The sequence below is a fragment of the Clostridium senegalense genome, from assembly GCF_018916625.1.
In the GTDB taxonomy this organism is placed as follows: Bacteria; Bacillota; Clostridia; order Clostridiales; family Clostridiaceae; genus Clostridium_J; species Clostridium_J senegalense.
The window spans coordinates 104,833-124,612 of the sequence record NZ_JAHLNC010000003.1 but is presented as its reverse complement, the minus strand read 5'-3'; the positions used below and the strand labels follow the sequence as shown (position 1 = coordinate 124,612).

Sequence of the window (19,780 nt, the reverse complement as noted above, 5' to 3'; positions counted from 1 at the left end):
CCATAAAAAACTTTAGTACTCAATAAAAAGGCTAGATAAAATAAATTACTGAGCAAAGAACCAGTACTTGAGCTGCAAAGCAGCATACCTGTTAGGTACTGGTTCTTTGCTTATTTTGTTATGGGAATACAGTAATTGTAGAATCTAAAATTAAAGCGAAGAAAATAGACACAAATGAACCTGTCCCTCTTGTTATGGAGCTAATACTGTAAGAAATTGATTGTTTAGACGTGTTGCCAAAACTGAATAATGGGGACCGACTTCGAGCAGTATTGGAGAGAAACTAAAATCAACAAAAGCATAAAGCCACAAATATAGCAAACTAGCCAGCTACGCGTCTGTCCCTCTTGTGATGGAGGTAGAACTTGGAGAAATTGCTTGCTTAATTGAGGTAGTTCTTTGGAAATTGACATTTGACAATGGACAATTGACAATGTTGGTTGAAAGTGGATCGCCACTTTCTTTTGAATTGTTGGGGACCGGCTTTGATTTATTAGTAGAAAAATATAAAACTAGAAGAGCATCAGATGTTAACGAAGAAAATAAACTTATCGTGCCTGTCCCATTTGTAATGGAGTTGAAATTTTGGTGAATTGCTTACTTAGATTTTGCTAGCGAAACTAGGTTTAAAAATACGTTTAGTATTACTGGGAATAAAGTGAGTAGTAATAACCGCAACTATTCACTCGTACCTTTTAACTAATTAAACTCCATCTAAATTAAAGTCAGGGATAAAACTTTCTTTGCAAGTACCTTCTTCTTGAATAAAGGCATTTTTATAACCAAGGTCTACGCAATAATCTATCAATGCTTCATAATGCTTAGGGTTAAGTGGTTTTGTTAGTTCTTCATATTCACTACAGTTATAAAAAGGAGTATATTGATTCATAAGGCTTAAAAATACTTTATCATTATATTTTTTATATACATAATCTACTATTTTTTTAGAATCAAAAAGTAACCCTGGAAGCATTAAATGTCTTATAATAACACCTTTTTTTATTAGTCCATTCTCATTAAAGACAGGTTCTCCAACCTGAGAGAACATTTCATCTATAACATTTGTCGCTACAGTAAAATAATTTGGAGCTTTAGAATATTTTACAGCGTATTTATCACTAAAGTATTTTAAATCTGGAAGATAAACATCTATGTATCCATTTAACATTTTAATAGCATTTACATCCTCATATCCATTGGAGTTATAAACTATAGGAAGAGTAAGCCCCTTAGATTTAGCTAGTTTAATTGCCTCAATTATTTGAGGAATATAGTGAGTTGGAGTTACTAAGTTTATATTATTTACATTTCTACATTGTTGCTCCAAAAAAATAGAACTTAATCTTTCTATAGAAATTTCTTTACCAAATCCTTCAGTACTAATTTTATAATTTTGGCAAAAAACACATTTTAAATTACAGTTTGAAAAGAAAACCGTTCCTGAACCATTTTCTCCAGATATACATGGTTCCTCCCAAAAATGTTTAGATACTTTTGATACCTTAATTTTATCAGAGGCCGAACAAAAACCAATTTCACCACCAGTTCTGTCAACACCACAATTTCTAGGACAAAGACTACAAGAACGTAATATATCTAAATTACTCATTAAAATCACCTTACTTAATGTATTGTAGAATATATAGAATTCAACATTATATTTAAATTTGTTATATTATTAATTGAATTCACATAGAATCTACATTTATGATTTTAGTTTATTAAATTTTATTTATCAACCATAACTATTAACTATTTAAGGGACTGGCTAACTTTTTTTATTTATGGCAATTAAATTGTAAGAGCTACTATCTATTTTATGGAACTACACTATCCGTGCCTGTCCCATTTGTTACGGCTGTAAACTTTGAATATAACTTTGTTTAATTTAATATCATAAACTCAGAATTTACTCTCTTAAATTCAAAAGAAACTGGTAATCCAGTTTCATCCTGAACTCTTAACTCTTAACTTTTAACTCTTAACTATTTTAGGACCGGCTTTGATTACTTTAAATTTTATCGATAACATTTTAGATTTTACTCACAAAATAACTTATGGAAAATATATTTTGCTACGCCTGTCCTTCTTGTTACGGCTACAAACTTTGAATATAGCTTTAGTTGATTTTAGCGCTCAAATCTAAATTTTACTCCCTTAAATAAAAAAAGAAACTGGTAGTCCAGTTTCAACTAACATTGTCAATTGTCCTTTGTCCATTGTCCATTGTCCATTTTTCAATATAGTTTTACGTGTTTTTTCAGAACTAATAACAAAGATTTTATGAATAAATTTAAATAGGATCTTCTTCCTCTTTATTACTTGCAATGTTTAAAATAAAATTTAAATATTTGATATACAAATACTAAACTAATTACCCCAAATCCAGGATAAAGATATGTTATTAAATTTTTAAAACCTAATTGAGAAATAGGTAGAGCTACAAGAAGAACTAAAATTACACCTGTTTTATAAGGTATTTTATATTTTTGTTCTAGAGTTTTTCCAACGCTATATATATCAGAAACTTCTGTAGAAAACATTTCACACCAAATAACAGCAAGCAGTAATAATTGAATTAAAGTTCCAAACTTGCTAGCAACATGCAATAATGGAATTTCAAATTGAAAAATTTCTGGTATGTTAACAAGTAACATTGAATTAATTAAAAAGGCTAGTAATGTTAAAAGCAATGCGCCAATTGATGCACCGGTTATTATTATAGATTTGCTTTTCATTTCTTTACTTAACGGAACTAAAACACCACTACTAAATAACATATTAAAACCAGCGTATAAAAAAGATGAAACAATCCATTGTCCAGGGATAATTTCATTTTTAAAAGTTCTCACACTTTGCATATAATCAATGGACATAATATCACCATGATTTATTAAGTAAAATAAAAATACAGCAATTATTATAGTAGTTAAAGAAGGAACTATAAGAGTGTTTATAGTTATAAGACCTTTTGTATCTCTAAGTAAAGTGAAAAGTGAAATAGCAGCCATAATAATTACACCAACAACTCTAGGAATACCAAAGTATTGTTTTAATAGCGCACCTCCTCCAGCAAGAATTATAGAAGCGCCAGCAACTAAAAATAACCCAGTTAATAGATCTGTAATTTTTCCTAAGAAACCAGGACTAACAAGAGTTATAAAATCTGAGTATGAATTTAAGTTAAATTTTAAGCTAATTGATACCATTGCAGAACTAACTAAAATATAAAAAGCTGCACAAATTAATAACCCAAAAAAACTTTTAAACCCATAGGTTGTAAAAAATTGAGTTATTTCTTGTCCTGATGCAAGTCCAGCCCCTACAATAGTACCAACAAAAACAGTAGCTGTCTGAAAAATTAAAGCTAGTCTCTTTTTCAAAAAAATCTCCCCCATAATTTAATATATATATATATTTATTTGACTTTTGCCATTAAAAATATAGCTTGTCTATTAAAATATATAAGTTAGAGTTTAGATTTATTCTTAATATAATAAAAAATAAAGTAATCTTATTTAGAAAAATGAGTAATACTATAGATAATATAATTAAAAATTGAAAGTTGATAATGGACAATTCCCAATTAACTTTTAACTATCTAAAGCTAATAACAAAGATATTTTGTATAGATTTAAATTAAATAGTGTATTTTTATACAATTATTCAACACAAGAGAGAGGTGTAAAATTTGTTTAATCCAAAAAGAGTTATTTTTGAAGAAGCAGCATTAAATTATGAAAAAGGTCAGGAGCTACTTAAGTTATTTAAAAATCAAGATGTTGAAATAAAGTATTCAAAAAATGGTAGAATAACAGGCATACCAGGAAAAACAGATAAAGAAATGTTTTTAGAAGGTAAGAGTACTTTAGTAGTTGGTGTAAGAAAAAAACTAGATTTTCAAAGTTGTAAACCATCTGCTCATTATCAACTTCCATTAGTAAGTGGATGTATGGGAATGTGTGAATATTGTTATTTAAATACTCAGATGGGTAAGAAACCGTACATAAAAATCCATGTAAATACAGATGAAATTTTAGAAAAAGCAGGAAAATATATAGAAGAAAGAAAACCAGACATAACAATATTCGAAGGTGCAGCTACCTCAGACCCAATACCGGTAGAAGCTTATACAGGAGCATTAAAAGATGCCATTGAATATTTTGGAGCTAATGATAAATCTCTATTTAGATTTGTTACAAAATTTACAGAAGTTGATAGTCTACTAAATGCAAAACATAATGGAAGAACAACAATTCGATTTAGTATAAATATAAATGAAGCTATAAGAAAATATGAACATAAATCAGAAGATTTTCAAGGTAGAATAGCTGCAGCAAAAAAAGTAAGTGATGCAGGTTATCCTATAGGTTTTATAATTGCACCAGTTTTTCTTGATGAAGGCTATGAAGAAAAATATTATGATATGTTAAAGTATACAAAATCTATAATGGATAACAATAACATAATGTTTGAAGTTATTTCTCATAGATTTACAAAACGAGCAAAGGAAAATATATTAAAAGTTTTTCCTAAAACAACATTACCTATGGAAGAGGAGTTAAGGAAATTTAAATATGGACAATTTGGATATGGTAAGTATATTTATACAAATGAAGAAATGAAAAACTATAAAGAATTTTTCACTAAAAGTATAAGTGAACTATGGAGTAAAGAAAATATAAATTACATTATATAAAAAATAAATCTATAAAAGGATATTATTCTTTTATAGATTTATTTTTATTAAAAAACATACAAAAAATTGAAAGAAACAATTCTTAGAACAGAAAAAAAGAAGAGAAAACTTGCAAAAGAAAAATTAAACAATTATAATATAATCTGGCTTAGATGGTATAAAAAGGTTTATTGGGTTAAAAGAAAATAATATGTCGTTTGAGAGGTGATACTTTGCTAAAAGAATTCATGATATTAATAACTAAAAAGGTCAAAGATAAACTTGACTATGATTTAGGGATTAATTCAGAAGAATTGCTTGATGAAAAAAGAAAAATAACAATAAAAAGGTTAGAAAATGAAGCTGAAGGAATAGTAAATTGTGCTTATAGAGCTTATGGAAATTCATATATACACAAATATATCTATGATAAATCTATGATAGAGAAATTAAATCATGAAGAGAAAATAATATCTTATATAGCATTAGATGAAAGGAATAATGTAATTGGACACATAGCTCTAGAATACTTTCAAAAACCTAATATATGTGAAATTTCACATGCTTTTGTGGACCCTAAATTTAGGGGGAGAGGGTGTCTTACAGATTTAACAAGGTTCGTAATAGAAGAAAGCAAAAAAAGAGGAGATGTGGGAATATATGTACATGCAGTAACAAGTCATACATATTCTCAAAAGTCAGCAGAAAGTAATGGATTTAAGGATTGTGCTTTACTTCTATCAAAAATTACAGCTTTGAAATTTAGAGATATACATGATAAAAATGAAAAAAGAGAAAGTCTTATCATAAAATATAAATATTTAAAAAAACAACGTAAAAAATATATTTATGCACTAGAAAAATATAAAGAAATTATTAATGACATATATGATAATTTAGGCGTGAAAGTAGTATTTAAAAAACTAGAAGATGATAATAAAAGTTTTTCAGAGGTTACTTCTATAAAAACTATTGTAGATGAATATGATACAGGAACAATATATGTAAATGAATTTGCTAAAGATGAGATGAATAAGATATTAAATCAATTTAATAAGTTATATTTTGAGGGGAAAAAAACAATATTTTTAAGATTAAAACTTTGTAATAAAAGCAGCATATATATATGGGATAAGATGGAGCAACTTGGATTTTGCTTTGCAGGCATTATGCCTGGAGATGGTGATGAGGATGAATTGATACTTCAATATATTAATGATGAAATTAATTATGAAAAAATATATGCAAATTCTGTTATAGGAAATGCTTTAGTTGATAATGTAAAAGAATGGGATATTGATTTTAATAGAAAAAGGAGGATTAGTATATGAGATTTAATAATATAGATATGTTATGTAATAGGGAAGATGCTTTTAATTTTACAAAAGAAACAGAGGAATTGTTTGTAAAAGCTATAGATGAAAATTATAAATTTCAACTTGACAATCAACCATATATTAAATATTTAGCAGAAAGAGAAGATTTTAATATTAATAGTTTAAGTACAATTGAGGATATAGACAATATCCCTAATTTATTTGTTGGAACTATGAAAATAAATGGTTTTTGCAATTTTAAAAAGGATGATTTAGAACTTATCTTGACAAGTTCAGGAACTAATGGTCAAAAAACTCAATTATTCCTTGATAAAAACTCATTTTCTAGACTACAAAGTTTAGCAGAAAATACATTCAATGCTATAGGCTTTAAGAGTGATACTCCAGTACATTATTTCTTATTTTCATATGATATAAAAAAAGCAGAAAATGTTGGGACAAGCTGGAGCGATGAGCAAATTTTAGGTCTTGCACCTGCATTATCTGTTAATTGGATGATTGAATGGGATGAAGATAAAGGTGAGTTTGTTTTTGATAGTAAAAAGTGGGCTAAAATTTTTAAAGAACTAAGTAATGAAGCGCCTGTAAGATTATTAGGATTTCCGGCATTTATGTATAAAATGGTAGAAGAAATCAAGGAGCGTTATGGGAAAATTAAAGTTCACAAAGATTCGTTCATAATAGCTGGGGGAGGTTGGAAAAATCATTTAGGGAAAAGTATGTCACTAAATGATTTTATGGATTATATAGAAAAAAATATTGGACTTAAACGTGAAAATATAAGAGATACTTATGGTATGGCAGAACACGGAGTTCCTTATTGTTCATGTAGTGAAGGACATTTACATGCACCTATTTACAGTAGAATAGTTGCAAGGGATCCTATAACTTTTAAGAAAAAGACATATGGAGAAGAAGGACTTTTACAACTTATAACGCCATATAATACGGCACAACCTAATCTATCAGTATTATCAACGGATTTAGTTGTAATTAAAAAGGACTGCCCTTGTGGAATAAAGGGAGATTATATTGAAAAAATAAGACGAGGTGGAGTAACTAAGCATAAAGGTTGCGCCATTGCAGCACAGGAAATACTAAATAGCTAAATGATTAGATTACATGGGGGTAAAGGTATGAGATTAGAAGATTTTAAACATATATGTTTTGGAAAGCAGTTAGATATAAAAGGAGAATTAACAGAAGAGAAAGCAAATGAATATTTTAATTCAGCTTTTTTAAGAAAAAAATCTAAAGAATTTAACAATACGCCTATAGATAAAATACTTTATATTTTAGAAAAAACTGCATATAAATTATGTGATAAAAATGGGGATTATTATAAAGAAATAATGGAGAAGATGCCTAAATTAATTAGTTATTCTCCTTCAATGGTTGATATGGGAATAGAGTCCCTTAAAGAAATGTTAAGTATAAGTTCCCTAAAATTAAGATTGGAGAGTCTTGGAGATTATCATTGTTTAGATAATTTTACAAAAGATAGACAGTCTAAAATGACTAGAGCAGTTCCAGTTGGTTCAGTTCTTCATATAGCAGCAGGAAATATATTTTTAGGTTCAATAGATTCACTAATTATGGGGATAATAACAAAAAATATAAATATATTAAAGGTTTCTAGCCAAGATTTTTTATTTCCAACATTATTTTATAAAGCATTAGATGAAGTAGATGTAGACAAAGCAATTACTCCATATATAGCAATTACCTATTGGAAAAGCAGTAATAAAGCTTTAGATAAAATTGCTAAAAATAGTTTTGATGCTATACTTTTATTTGGTGGAGAAGAAGCAGTGAAAAATTACAAAAATGGATTATCCGTTAATACTCAGCTTTATTCTTTTGGTCCTAAAATAAGCTTTGGCATTGTGTGTAAAGGTTTAAATGATTTTAAATTAAGAGAAACTGCAATGAACTTTGCTGATGACATAGTTTTTTGGGAACAAAGGGCATGTACAAGCTGTCAAAATATATTTATAGAAAATAGCAATGATGTTAAAAATTTTGTTAATTATTTATATGATGCTTTAGAAGAAAAGGGTAAAGAATTTCCTCAAAATCAATTGGATATAGATTATGCTGTTGAGATAAGAAAGAAAAGAGAAATTGCAAAATGGGAGGAATTTAATAATAGGGCGTTAGTGCTAGAAGGTAAAAATGCAAATCATACTATAATTGTGGAAGAAAAAAATAATATTTCTGATTGCCCTTTAAATAGAACTATATATGTTAATGTAGTTGATAGTTATAAAGATATTTTAGATGGAAACATAAAACTTTTAAAATATTATATGTCTACGTTAGCTATAGCATGTAATGATGGGGTTCAAGATATAATTGAGGATTTCATTGATTTTGGAGTAATGAGATTTTGCAAACCAGGAGCTATGAATAAAAGTGAAGATGACTCTTTACCGCATGATGGAATGTATATAACTAATTTACTTGTAAGATTTATAAATAAAGAAAATATCAAGATAGATGATTTAGGAATTGAGTATGTTAATAAAGATAAAAAAGATGATATATTGCTCTGGAGATTAAATTCTCTTATTAATGAGGCTGTAAAATCACCATTTTATAAAGAGTTTTATAAAGATGTATCTCTTCCATTAAAAAGTTTACAGGATTTTAAAAATGTTCCTATACTTGAAAAAAAGCATATTTATGAAAATAGTATAGATAAAAGTAATGATATGATTACAGGAAATATGGAAAGTTCTTATGTTTTTTCAGCAGGAGGAACTACAGGTAAAATGAAGTATGTAGCTTATTCTAATGAGGAATTTGAAAAGTCTAAAAAAATATTTGGAGAAGGTTTTAGAGCTGTTGGTATAGATAAAAATGATTTTGCAGTTAATTATATGAAAGCAGGAGCCCTTTGGACAGCTTTCCCAGCAGTAAATGAAGGGTTAGAAGAAACTGGCTGTAAAATATTATCACTAACGGCTAATCAACCTGAAAAGGAAAGTATAGAGTATTTAAAAAAATTTAAACCTAATGTACTTATAAGTCTTCCAGGAAACATTATACTTTTAGCTCAAGAGGTAGAAAAATTAAACGAAAATATTAAATTAGAAAAAATATTTTATGCAGGAGAACATATGCCATTAAAAGCACAGGAATATGTAAAGAAGGTATTTGGTGCAAGAAAAATAGCATCTTTTGGATATGCAGCAGTAGAAGTTGGACCCATAGGATTTCAATGTGAATGTTGCAAGGGAACTGAACATCATGTTATGAATGATTGGTGTTATGTTGAAAGAGATGAAAATGGAGATGCAATTGTAACAACCTTAAGTAGGTTTCTTAATCCTATAATAAGATATAGACTTGGAGATAGCATTCAGTGGATTGATGAACCATGCGCCTGTGGAAGAACTTCAAAGAAGTTTAAATTATTGTCAAGAACTGATGATGTTATAAGATTTAATGTGTCAGATATATATATAAATGATGTACATGAGGCGTTAAAAAATGTTAATGAAGTTTCACCTTTCTTTCAAGTGGTAGTTGATAATGTAGATGAAATGAGAGATGTAACATTTAAAATAGAAACAAAAGATAAGGATATGGCTTTAAAAGGGGATATATTAAAGGAGAAAATAGCAACTTCTTTAAAAAGTAATATTAGAAGCTTAGGAATAGATTATAAAAAGAATTTAATTAACGATTTAAAAATTGAAATATTACCACCCTTTGGAATAGAAAGAGTAGGACGAACAGGAAAAATAAGAAGAATAGTAGATAGAAGAGTAAGTATATAATTTATAAAATAAATAAAAAAAGATAACAGGTATTTTACCGGTTATCTTTTTTATGTTTAAAATTATATTACTTTAAGATTGTTCATCTTTTTTCCATTTAAAATATGTAAAAACTAATTGTAGAAGATAAATTGATACACAAAAGATAGTAAATATTGTATCTAAAATAATATTATCATTAGCCAACCATATAATTGCTAAACATACAATTAAAAATGGAGTCATCCATAATGTTCTTAAAAATTTTCGCCTATAACTTAATTTGTAATAAAGAAGCTCAAATCCTTTATCTGTTTTGTTAGTTTCCATAATTCTCATCCCCTGTATTTTAGAATAATCACTTACGATTGTTTTTTAATTTATATATTTATATTATACATATTTATGGGTATAAAACCAATAAAAGTTAAATGAAAAGGATACAGCCTTAAGATAGTTAAGAGTTCAGGATGAAAGTGAGCAAACACCTTCTTTTAACTTAATCATATAATTTGCTTTGCAAATTTATATAAAATTAAGTTTAGAATTACTATAAGCAAAGCGAATAGTAATAACCACAACTATTAACTATTCACTGTTAACTTTTAACTAGCAAAGTCCCATAACTCTTAAATAGAAATATAGTTCCTTACTTAGATTTTTAGAAGAATTTAGATTAAAAATATATTTTTTTAAAATTTAATAAATATATGGAACTTTTTACAGCCCTCGATTATCTTAAGTGTAGAGAGGTGAATTTAATGATTGGTAAAGACAATGTAATAAAAATTAGTGATTTTAAAAATCATAAATCTGCAAAAAATTATGTGGATAAAGAAATATTTATAAATCTTGTAGATGAAAATAAGATATCTTTATATAGATTAGCAAAGGGGATATTAAAGATAGAAGCTGACGTAGAAGATGCCATAAGTGAAACAGTGCTAAAGGCATTTAAAAATATAAAAACTTTAAAGGATGTAAAATGCTTTAAACCATGGATAATGAGAATTTTAGTAAATGAATGTTATGCCCTTTTAAATAAAAGAAATAAGGTAGAGCTTCAAAATGATATGGAAGTTTATAACCTACAATACGAAGACAAAAGCGAAAAAACGTTAATTTGGGCAGTTAATAAATTAGAAGATGATTTTAAGGCTGTTGTTATATTGTTTTACTATGAAGATATGAGCATAAAAGATATTAGTAAGATTTTAAACATTCCATCTGGAACAGTAAAGTCTAGGCTTAGTAGAGCAAAAGCTAAGTTGAAATTAATATTAGAAGATGGAAAAAGGGGTGAGATATTTGGATAGGTTTGATGAAATGATAAAAGAAAGTATATCAAAAGAAAAATGGGATACACCTAAAAGCTTAGATGAAAGATTGGAAAGTACCTATGAAAGTTTAAATACAATCAAATCACATAAAAGGTTTTCTTTAAAAATAGGAATATTGGTTGCATCAATTATGATGCTTACAATTACAACGGCATTAGCAGCTAATTCGGAAACAGTACAAAATGCAATAAATACAGTAAAAAACTATTTTAGTAGTAATACAGAGTCTAGATATAGTGCATCTAAAAATAGTCTTGAGAAATTTAATGATGAAGTAGGCATAACTGTAGATGATAAAGGAATAAAGGTTACCTTAGATAGTCTTTCAGCAGACGAAAACTTTATGAATTTATTTTATACAATAGAAAGTGATAAACCTATTAAGATAAGCGAAAAAGAAATTAAGATGATTTGGAATACTAAATATCTTGCACCTTGCGGTGATTTTACAATTGGTGAAAATCATCCAGTAATGAAAGATTGTGAAGTATATTTTGAATCTGAATATAAAGTTAAAGCAATGGCAAGGCTAGGGCTAAATAATATAGAAATAAAAGAAAATGATAAATTAGTTTTGGAACTAGTACGTGTTTTACTTGTTGAAGGAGATTGGAAAATAGAAACTGTATTAGATAAAAGTAAAATACAACCGGCTATAAAATCAGTTAGACCTAATGAGCATATGATTATAAATTGTGAAGATATAGAATATGATATAAATATTGAAAAAGTGTCAATATCACCACTTGGAAACATTATAACTATAAAAAGTAATAATGAAAAAATCTTTAATAAATTTGTGTTGTTTGATGATAAAGGAGAATCACTAGATGTATTACCAACAGGGGTAAGTGGTATAGGAGAAATAGGTTCAGTAAATTCATTTGAATTTTTAAAGGCAAATAAAGATACAAAATATATAAAGCTTGTTCCTGTAGATACAAGATCAACAAGGCAATACCCTGAACCTATTATTAAAGATATAGCTGATTTACCAGTAGAATTTGAAATGTCATCAAGTGGTAGCGTTATAGTTGAAGATATAAAATCCGATAAAAATACTTTAAAGATAAAATATCGTAAAAAAGGGCTAGTACATTCTAATGTAGGAGATGCAATATTTTTGGACGATGATGGAAATGAAATGGAACCGTTATATAATGAAGATAGGTGGTATCAAATAGCTGTAGATAGAGAAGATAATAGTTATACAGCAATAGTCACATCTTATAATAAAGGGTTTGATTACTCAAAATATAGTAAACTTTTAATGTACCCAGAATATGAATATAAATTACTTGAGGATCAAGCAATAATAATAAATTTAGAGTAACTAATACAAAATAAAAATAGAAAAACAACCTACGGAGGCTAGTTTAAGTTTGTAGGTTGTTTTTTTGTATATGTTAATGAAATGAATTAGGCAACTTTGTTGTTATCTTCTATCTTGTTGTTATTGCGATTGCAATAGTAGTAAACTGGTAATCCTAACAATGTTAATCCTATTCCAAATAAAGCACTAGCAGGTGAATCTTTAAGTGTAGAATATAATAAATAGACACCACCAGCTATTCCTATTAAAGGTACTATAGGATATAAAGGAACATGATAAAGTTTAGGGTTACGAGTAAATTTCTTTCTAAGAACAAATATACTAATTGTACCTAGAGTGTAGAAAATCCATAAAGCAAACACAATTAAATCTGTTATTGAGTTAAAAGTACCGGATAATATATATAATATTGTTATTATAGCTTGAAATATTAATGCATTAATAGGTGTACCTAGCTTTGGATGAAGAGAACCTAATACTTTTGATGCAGGTAGGTCCTTACGTTCAGCCATTGCAAAAGCATATCTTGAACCACAAGTTAATTGACCATTAAGTCCCCCAAATACAGAAAGCATCATACCAATTGTTATAAATGTTGCGCCACTAGGCCCTAAAAGTTTACTTGCAACATCTACACCTATTTTATCTGAAACAGCAGTAATTGGACCAGGTAAAATATTAAATATAGCTGCGTTAAATGCGATATACACAAGCATTACAAATGTTATTCCGATAACTATAGCTTTAGGAATATTCTTTTCTGGATTTTTCATATCAGCAGCTAATGTACAACAGCTAAGCCATCCGTCATATGCCCATAAAACACCAAGAAGTGCAACTCCTGTACCAGCACCTTGTACATTTTGTAATGTTGAAAAGTTTATATCATGTGCAGTACCACTTACTAAACCCAATATAGCTATAGCTGCGATTGGTAGTAATTTACCTATTGTTGCTAATGTTTGCAACCAAACTCCATATTTAGTTGAAATTATTTGAGCAATAGTCAATATTATAACTAAAGATACAGCAAACATTTTTTGTTGAGTCCCAGTCATAGGTATAAAAAATGTTGAAAATGTAGAACAGGCTATTGCTAAAGCAGCACCGGAACCTGGACAATTTATTAAAGCACCTACCCAACCAAATAAGAAACCAACTAAATCGCCGTATAGTTCTCTTAAATATGTGTATAGACCACCAATTTTAGGTATGTAAGCAGCTATTTCTGCAACAGTAAGAGCTGCTGCTATAGTGATTACACCACCAAAAATCCACATTAAAAGTGCAACTCCTGTGGAACCTGCATTTTCTAAAACTATTGAAGGTTTTAAAAATACACCAGAACCAATTACAAGACCAATTACATACATTACACCTTGAAAGGCATTCATAGTTTTTTTCAGTTGGTTTTTGTTTTCTGTAGCCATATAAAATCCCCCTATAGGTAATTATTTTTTATAGTTTGTCTATAGCAGTTTTTAATCTATTTAAAGCTTCTTCAATTACTGATCTTGGACAGGCAACATTCATTCTAATGAAACCTTCACTTTCTTTTCCATACCATAAACCAAATCCTACTTTAACTTCATTAATAGTGAATTCTTTTAATTCTTCCGCAGTCATTCCAAGTTCTCTGCAATCTATCCAAGAAAAATAAGTTCCTTCTGGCACATAAGTTTTTAGTTTTGGAATATTTGATTCTATATAATTATTTACAAATTGTAAGTTTTCATGTAAATATTCTAATAATTGCTCTAACCATTCTTCACCATGTCTATATGCAGCTTCAGTAGCAACTAAACTAAAACAATTGTTTCTTTTTATATCATTTATTTGTAATAAGTGATCATATGTATCTTTTTGCTTTTTATTTCCGAAAATTATTATAGATGTTTGAAGTCCAGCTAAGTTGAAAGTTTTGCTTGGAGCAACACAAGTTATAGAATTTTCAAAGAACTCTTTTGAAATAGAAGCAAATGGAGTATATTTATTATTTTTATATACTAGTTCACAATGAATTTCATCAGATACAACTTGAACTCCGTATTTAATACAAATATCACCGATTTTCTTTAATTCTTCTTTGGTCCATACTGTTCCTACTGGATTATGTGGGTTACAAAGGAAGAACATTTTCACACCAGATTTTACTTTGTTTTCAAAGTCTTCATAATCCATTTCATATCTACCATTTACTACTTTTAAAGAACTAACAAGTAATTCTCTTTTATGATCTTCTACTATTTCAAAGAATTCGTTATAAACCGGTGATTGAATTATTATTTTATCTCCAGGTTCTGTGAATTCTTGCATCATCATTACCATTCCAGGAATAACACCATGGCTATGGCTCATACAATCACTGCTTACATCCCAATCATGTCTTTTTTTATACCACTGTGAAACTGATTCAAAATAAGAATCCGGTCTTGACACATATCCAAATATTCCTTGATCTAATCTTTCTCTCATTGCATCAATTATAGGCTCAGCAGTTTTAAAATCCATATCAGCTATCCACATAGGGATAATGTCTTCTCTTCCAAATTTAACTCCTAGTTCATCATATTTTGCTGCAAAATTGTTTGATCTGTCTGTAATTGTGTTAAAATTATATTTCATTTTTAAATCCTCCTTGATGAGTCTATTTTTTAGTATTTTATTAAAGCAAATATCGTGCCAAATTATATAGAAACGAGCTCTAATTTAAATTTATACATCAAATTCTTGTTATTAGTTGATAAAAATAACCACAACTGTTCACTATTAACTCTTAACTCTTAACTAAAATAAGCGTTAGCTAGCAATAAAATATTTTCAAGAGATTTAAATAAATTTTTGGGGAAAAATAAAAAGGTAAATAGGTTAAATGGGGTTAATTATACCCATTTAACCTATTAAAACCTTAATAATAACTATTGGATTTTGCAATATACTTAATTTCATATTAAAATGAACATATTAAGGCATAATTAAATAGATTTTAGTAAAGTTGAGGATAAGTTATGAAGAGAATAGCAGTTGTAACAAATTTTTTATCTGTAGCAAAATTACATAAAAAAACGTTAGAAAGTTTATTTTTAGATGATATTATTGTGGACACTTATTCTTATGACAATGATAGAATTAATCATGTAATAGAGGCAGATGTATTTTTAATTTCTCTTTATTCCATATATGTAGAAATTAAAAAATATATCCCAAAGGATTCAAATGTAATTATTTTAAGCACAACCATAACAGAAGAGCAATATCAAAAAATTATAAAAATACCACCAACTTCTCAGGTGCTGTTAGTAAATTATAGTCCGGAAATGGCTCTAGAAACCTTGGCGCTATTTAGACAAATTGGGTTAATTGAATATGATTTTATACCTGTCTATCCAGGAAAAAATAAAATTCCTAAGGTTGGTATTGCATTAACACCTGGAGAGAAAGATAAGGTGCCTAAATTTGTTAAGGAAGTTATTGATATAGGGCATAGAACTTTAGATATAACAACATTAAGTGATATAGCTATAAAGATAGGTTGTGAACATTTATTAAGAGAAGAAAGATTCACAAAGCATTTTAAAAATCTAAAAACACCATATTGTGGAGTTTCTGTGCTACTAGATAGAGCCAACATATTAGAAAGTAGATTTTTTGAATTACTAAATATTATAGATGAGGGAATTATTCTTACAGACGTGAACGGAGTAGTAATTTCATTAAATAAAAAAGCATCTGAGATATTTAGTTTAAACTCAAAAAGTGTTGGGATGAATGTAGTAGACATTATTGATCACTTTGCTATTAGAAAAGCTATTGAAAAAAAGATTATAATTGATCAACAGTTAACAAGTATTAATAATAAGCATATTTCTTTTCAAGCTGTACCTGTTAAAACTTCAGGAGATATAAATGGTTTTTTAATAATTGCTAACATATTTGAAGAAAAGGAAAAGAGTCAGCATAAGCTAAGAACTCAATTACTTAAAAAAGGTCATACAGCAAAATATACCTTTGAAGATATAATTGGGGAAAGTAAAAGTATTATTGATACAAAAGAGATGGCTAGAAAAATGTCTAAATCAGATTCATCTATATTAATTACAGGAGAATCAGGTGTTGGAAAGGAATTGTTTGCTCAAGCTATTCATAATGCATCAGGTAGAAAAAAATATCAGTTTGTAGCTATTAATTGTGCAGCTATTCCTGATAATCTTCTTGAAAGTGAGCTTTTTGGATACGAAGAAGGTGCCTTTACAGGTGCTAAAAAAGGCGGAAAAATGGGTATGTTTGAGATAGCCCATAATGGAACTGTGTTTTTAGATGAGATTGGTGAAATGCCATTACAGCTACAAAGTCGTTTGTTAAGAGTTATTCAAGAACGAGAAGTTATGAGAATCGGCGGAGAAAGCATTATTCACGTTAATATAAGAATTATAGCTGCAACTAATAAAAATTTAAAATATTTAGTTAAAAAAGGCGAGTTTAGAGATGACTTATATTATAGATTAAATGTTTTGCCATTAAAAATACCGCCATTACGTCATCGTGGAAATGATATATTAATATTGTTTGATTATATAAAAGAGAAAATAGATGCAGAGTATGAATTATCTGATGGGGCAAAAGAATTTTTGTTGAGCTATGAATGGGAAGGCAATTTAAGAGAACTTGGAAACTGCATTGAATATTTGGCTTATCTTGAAAAAGATAAAATCGAAGTTAAAGATTTGAAAAGAATATTTGAAAGAGAAGATGAAGAAACATCAAAAGACATTGAATTTGATGATTCAATAGATTGTAGAACCTTTGTATTAAAATGTTTATATGAAGGTAGAAAAGAATTAAAAGGTATTGGTCGTAGAAATATATTAGATAAAGCTAAAGAAAAAGGTGTATTTATAACGGAAAATGAGGTAAGAAAAACACTTAATAATTTATTAGCTGAAGAGCTTATTATTGTTAGAAAAGGCCGTGGAGGAACAATTTTAACTCAAAAGGGTGTAAAAGAAGTGTTAGAAATTTTATCATAAAGGTTATAAGCAAGTAAAAAATATTTAAGTTTATTTTTATTGAAAAAAGATGTACATGAAAGGATTAGATATGAGTAAAGATTGGAATGGTAAAAAATATCATAGTTTAAACTACTTTTTAAGAAATAAATTTGGGGAGAAGATATTTAAAATCTCTTTAGATGCAGGATTTTCATGTCCCAATAGGGATGGTAAAGTTAGCAAAGGAGGTTGCGTTTTTTGCTCAGAAAGAGGGTCTGGAGATTTTGCTGGTAATAGAAATTTTTCTATAACTAAGCAATTTGAAGATATAAAAGAAATGATGAGTAAAAAGTGGAAAGATGGAAAATACATAGCTTATTTTCAAGCCTACACTAATACATATGCAGATGTAGAAACTTTAAGAGCTAAATATGAAGAAGCAATAAGTCAGCAAAATGTTGTAGGCCTTGCAATTGCTACAAGACCAGATTGTTTTAATAAAGAAATTTTTGATTTAATTGAGGAATATTCAAAGAAAATATATACTTGGGTAGAACTTGGTCTTCAAAGTTCTAAGGATGAAACAGCAAAATTAATAAATAGAGGATATCAATTAGAAACATTTGAAAACACTGTCAATGAATTAAGAAAGAGAAATATTGATGTAGTAGCACATATTATATTTGGTCTACCAAAAGAGACAAGAGAAGATATGATAAATACAATAAAATATATTTCTAACACCAGTATACAAGGGGTAAAATTACACCTATTACATGTAATGAAAAATACACCATTAGAAAAACTATATGAAAATGGTATGGTTGAATTTATGACACAAGAAGAATATGTAGATTTAATTTGTGAAGCTATAACCTTATTGCCGAAAGATATGGTAGTACATAGATTAACAGGAGATGCACCTCGTAATCTTTTAATAGGGCCGATGTGGAGTCTTAAAAAGTGGGAAGTTTTAAATGCTATAGACAATAATTTAAAAGAAAAAGATTTATACCAAGGAAAGAATTTCAAAAAAATCTAAATATGGAGTTCTAAAATGAACTTTAAATTTATGTATAGGGTTCCAAGTTGACTTTAAAAATTATCAATTCCAAAACTTGGATACCTAAAATAGTGAGACATGCTCCGAATCACTTAGAATTCAACACTGTATCTTGTGTGAAAATATTTTAAGGTTATTGAATAAATTTAAGTTTGAGCTTGTTTCCCTATATTTATCAAATGAGAAAACTTAAGATTAACATCATACTAATAGTTAGCAGTTTATTTTAGTTAAGAGTTAGTAAATGCATGATTTTTACAGTTAAGAGTTAATAGTGAATAGTTAACAGTTATTGAAAGAAACTGACTATTCAGTTTCATCCATTACTTTTAACTCTTAATTCTTAACTATTAACTAATTATATTTGTACTTATTTTTTCTTAATTGATAACAAAAATTTAATCAATAAATTTAAATTGGAGCTTGTTTCCATATATAATATATAAATTTGTTTAAACTTGAATTGTTTCATTAATAAAATGTATTAGATTATAAGTAAGAAGTTAGATGATACTGAAAGATACTGAGAAGTGGAATGATGGCAGATTGAAAAAAGAAAAGGAAAGTGATAAATAATGAATACCGTACTGATGATTGATGATGATAAAGAGCTCTGCTCACTTATAAAGAAGTGTTTGGATAATGAAGAGATGTCTACTCTCGTAGCATTCAGCGGTAGCGTGGGACTTAAAGTTTTGGACGAAAACAAAGACAATCTTTCTCTTATTATTCTTGATGTGATGTTACCCGATTTAGACGGATTTAGTATCTTAAAAAAGGTGAGAGAAATAAGCAATGTGCCTGTTTTAATGCTCACTGCAAAGAACAGCGAAGAAGATAAAATAATAGGTCTGAGAACAGGTGCGGATGATTATTTAACGAAACCCTTTAGTATCAATGAATTGACTGCACGGGTAACCTCTCTTATACGTCGTTTTACAACACTTAACAACACATCCAATACACAAAAAGGGCATTTAATCCTTAAAGGTATGACAATAGATATAGATAATCGCATTGTTTGTGTAAACGATGAACAAATTGACTTAACAGGAAAAGAATTTGATTTATTATTATTTTTAGCTAATAATAAAGGACGTGTCTATACAAAAAAACAGATTTATACACAAGTTTGGGAGGATGACTATGCTTTTGATGGTAGCAATATCATGTCGTTTATAAGCAAGCTTAGAAAGAAAATTGAACCAAGCTCCGATAATACTTTTTATATTCAAACTGTCAGAGGCGTTGGGTATCGCTTTAATAGGGAGGCTTAA

General features: G+C 28.3%; 15 protein-coding genes. 10 read left to right on the top strand and 5 right to left on the bottom strand.

Annotation, left to right across the window (positions count from 1 at the left end):
* The first annotated feature begins 349 nt into the window (after positions 1-349).
* Positions 350-592 carry a hypothetical protein gene (locus KQI36_RS07890; protein ID WP_216450459.1) on the top strand — a complete coding sequence of 81 codons (243 nt, stop codon included), beginning with the start codon at positions 350-352 and terminating at the stop codon, positions 590-592.
* A gap of 111 nt (positions 593-703) precedes the next feature.
* On the opposite strand, the gene KQI36_RS07885 is transcribed toward KQI36_RS07890, so the two are convergent.
* Positions 704-1,609, bottom strand: coding sequence for a radical SAM protein (locus tag KQI36_RS07885; protein ID WP_216450458.1), 906 nt, complete (start codon positions 1,607-1,609; stop codon positions 704-706).
* 709 nt (positions 1,610-2,318) lie between these two features.
* Positions 2,319-3,383, bottom strand: a complete 1,065-nt coding sequence (locus tag KQI36_RS07880) for a YkvI family membrane protein (RefSeq protein WP_425321724.1) — start codon at positions 3,381-3,383, stop codon at positions 2,319-2,321.
* Positions 3,384-3,691: 308 nt separating this feature from the next.
* On the opposite strand from KQI36_RS07880, the gene splB reads away from it, so the two are divergent.
* The 4 genes from splB (at position 3,692) to KQI36_RS07860 (ending at position 9,800) form a co-directional block, all read left to right on the top strand.
* Positions 3,692-4,699: a spore photoproduct lyase gene (splB, locus tag KQI36_RS07875; RefSeq protein WP_061996374.1), complete on the top strand. Its 1,008-nt coding sequence runs from the start codon at positions 3,692-3,694 to the stop codon at positions 4,697-4,699.
* 212 nt (positions 4,700-4,911) lie between these two features.
* Complete coding sequence (locus tag KQI36_RS07870) at positions 4,912-6,009, top strand: GNAT family N-acetyltransferase (RefSeq protein WP_216450456.1); 1,098 nt, start codon at positions 4,912-4,914, stop codon at positions 6,007-6,009.
* Positions 6,006-7,124, top strand: coding sequence for a LuxE/PaaK family acyltransferase (locus KQI36_RS07865; RefSeq protein WP_216450455.1), 1,119 nt, complete (start codon positions 6,006-6,008; stop codon positions 7,122-7,124). The genes KQI36_RS07870 and KQI36_RS07865 overlap by 4 nt, the downstream gene beginning before the upstream one ends.
* A 27-nt stretch (positions 7,125-7,151) precedes the next feature.
* A complete protein-coding gene (locus tag KQI36_RS07860; RefSeq protein WP_216450454.1) occupies positions 7,152-9,800 on the top strand; it encodes an aldehyde dehydrogenase family protein in 2,649 nt (882 codons plus the stop codon).
* Between the two features lie 72 nt (positions 9,801-9,872).
* Here KQI36_RS07860 and KQI36_RS07855 read toward each other — a convergent pair whose 3' ends face one another.
* Positions 9,873-10,109 carry a hypothetical protein gene (locus tag KQI36_RS07855; RefSeq protein ID WP_216450453.1) on the bottom strand — a complete coding sequence of 79 codons (237 nt, stop codon included), beginning with the start codon at positions 10,107-10,109 and terminating at the stop codon, positions 9,873-9,875.
* A 431-nt stretch (positions 10,110-10,540) separates the two neighbouring features.
* On the opposite strand from KQI36_RS07855, the gene KQI36_RS07850 reads away from it, so the two are divergent.
* Positions 10,541-11,095: a sigma-70 family RNA polymerase sigma factor gene (locus KQI36_RS07850; protein ID WP_216450452.1), complete on the top strand. Its 555-nt coding sequence runs from the start codon at positions 10,541-10,543 to the stop codon at positions 11,093-11,095.
* Entirely contained in the window at positions 11,088-12,452 is a 1,365-nt protein-coding gene (locus tag KQI36_RS07845) for a DUF4179 domain-containing protein (protein WP_216450451.1), read from the top strand. The genes KQI36_RS07850 and KQI36_RS07845 overlap by 8 nt, the downstream gene beginning before the upstream one ends.
* A gap of 86 nt (positions 12,453-12,538) precedes the next feature.
* On the opposite strand, the gene KQI36_RS07840 is transcribed toward KQI36_RS07845, so the two are convergent.
* Both KQI36_RS07840 and KQI36_RS07835 read right to left on the bottom strand, forming a co-directional pair.
* Positions 12,539-13,882 (bottom strand): APC family permease, encoded by a 1,344-nt coding sequence (locus tag KQI36_RS07840; RefSeq protein ID WP_216450450.1) that lies wholly within the window; start codon positions 13,880-13,882, stop codon positions 12,539-12,541.
* 28 nt (positions 13,883-13,910) lie between these two features.
* Positions 13,911-15,077, bottom strand: a complete 1,167-nt coding sequence (locus KQI36_RS07835) for a MalY/PatB family protein (RefSeq protein WP_216450449.1) — start codon at positions 15,075-15,077, stop codon at positions 13,911-13,913.
* Between the two features lie 383 nt (positions 15,078-15,460).
* Here KQI36_RS07835 and KQI36_RS07830 point away from each other — a divergent pair, with 383 nt between their 5' ends.
* From KQI36_RS07830 to KQI36_RS07820, 3 genes are all read left to right on the top strand, one after another.
* Complete coding sequence (locus tag KQI36_RS07830) at positions 15,461-17,479, top strand: sigma-54 interaction domain-containing protein (RefSeq protein ID WP_216450448.1); 2,019 nt, start codon at positions 15,461-15,463, stop codon at positions 17,477-17,479.
* Between the two features lie 70 nt (positions 17,480-17,549).
* Positions 17,550-18,482, top strand: coding sequence for a tRNA modification radical SAM protein MnmL/YtqA (gene mnmL, locus KQI36_RS07825; protein WP_216450447.1), 933 nt, complete (start codon positions 17,550-17,552; stop codon positions 18,480-18,482).
* A 596-nt stretch (positions 18,483-19,078) separates the two neighbouring features.
* The gene (locus KQI36_RS07820; RefSeq protein WP_216450446.1) at positions 19,079-19,780 is read left to right on the top strand and encodes a response regulator transcription factor; all 702 of its coding nucleotides are present in this window, start codon (positions 19,079-19,081) and stop codon (positions 19,778-19,780) included.

Bases quoted from the DNA above. Each gene is read 5' to 3' on its own strand.
- KQI36_RS07885 (WP_216450458.1), bottom strand. From the start codon at position 1,609: ATGAGTAATTTAGATATATTACGTTCTTGTAGTCTTTGTCCTAGAAAT.
- KQI36_RS07865 (WP_216450455.1), top strand. From the start codon at position 6,006: ATGAGATTTAATAATATAGATATGTTATGTAATAGGGAAGATGCTTTT.
- KQI36_RS07860 (WP_216450454.1), top strand. From the start codon at position 7,152: ATGAGATTAGAAGATTTTAAACATATATGTTTTGGAAAGCAGTTAGAT.
- KQI36_RS07855 (WP_216450453.1), bottom strand. From the start codon at position 10,109: ATGGAAACTAACAAAACAGATAAAGGATTTGAGCTTCTTTATTACAAA.
- KQI36_RS07850 (WP_216450452.1), top strand. From the start codon at position 10,541: ATGATTGGTAAAGACAATGTAATAAAAATTAGTGATTTTAAAAATCAT.
- KQI36_RS07840 (WP_216450450.1), bottom strand. From the start codon at position 13,882: ATGGCTACAGAAAACAAAAACCAACTGAAAAAAACTATGAATGCCTTT.
- KQI36_RS07835 (WP_216450449.1), bottom strand. From the start codon at position 15,077: ATGAAATATAATTTTAACACAATTACAGACAGATCAAACAATTTTGCA.
- KQI36_RS07830 (WP_216450448.1), top strand. From the start codon at position 15,461: ATGAAGAGAATAGCAGTTGTAACAAATTTTTTATCTGTAGCAAAATTA.
- mnmL (WP_216450447.1), top strand. From the start codon at position 17,550: ATGAGTAAAGATTGGAATGGTAAAAAATATCATAGTTTAAACTACTTT.
- KQI36_RS07820 (WP_216450446.1), top strand. From the start codon at position 19,079: ATGAATACCGTACTGATGATTGATGATGATAAAGAGCTCTGCTCACTT.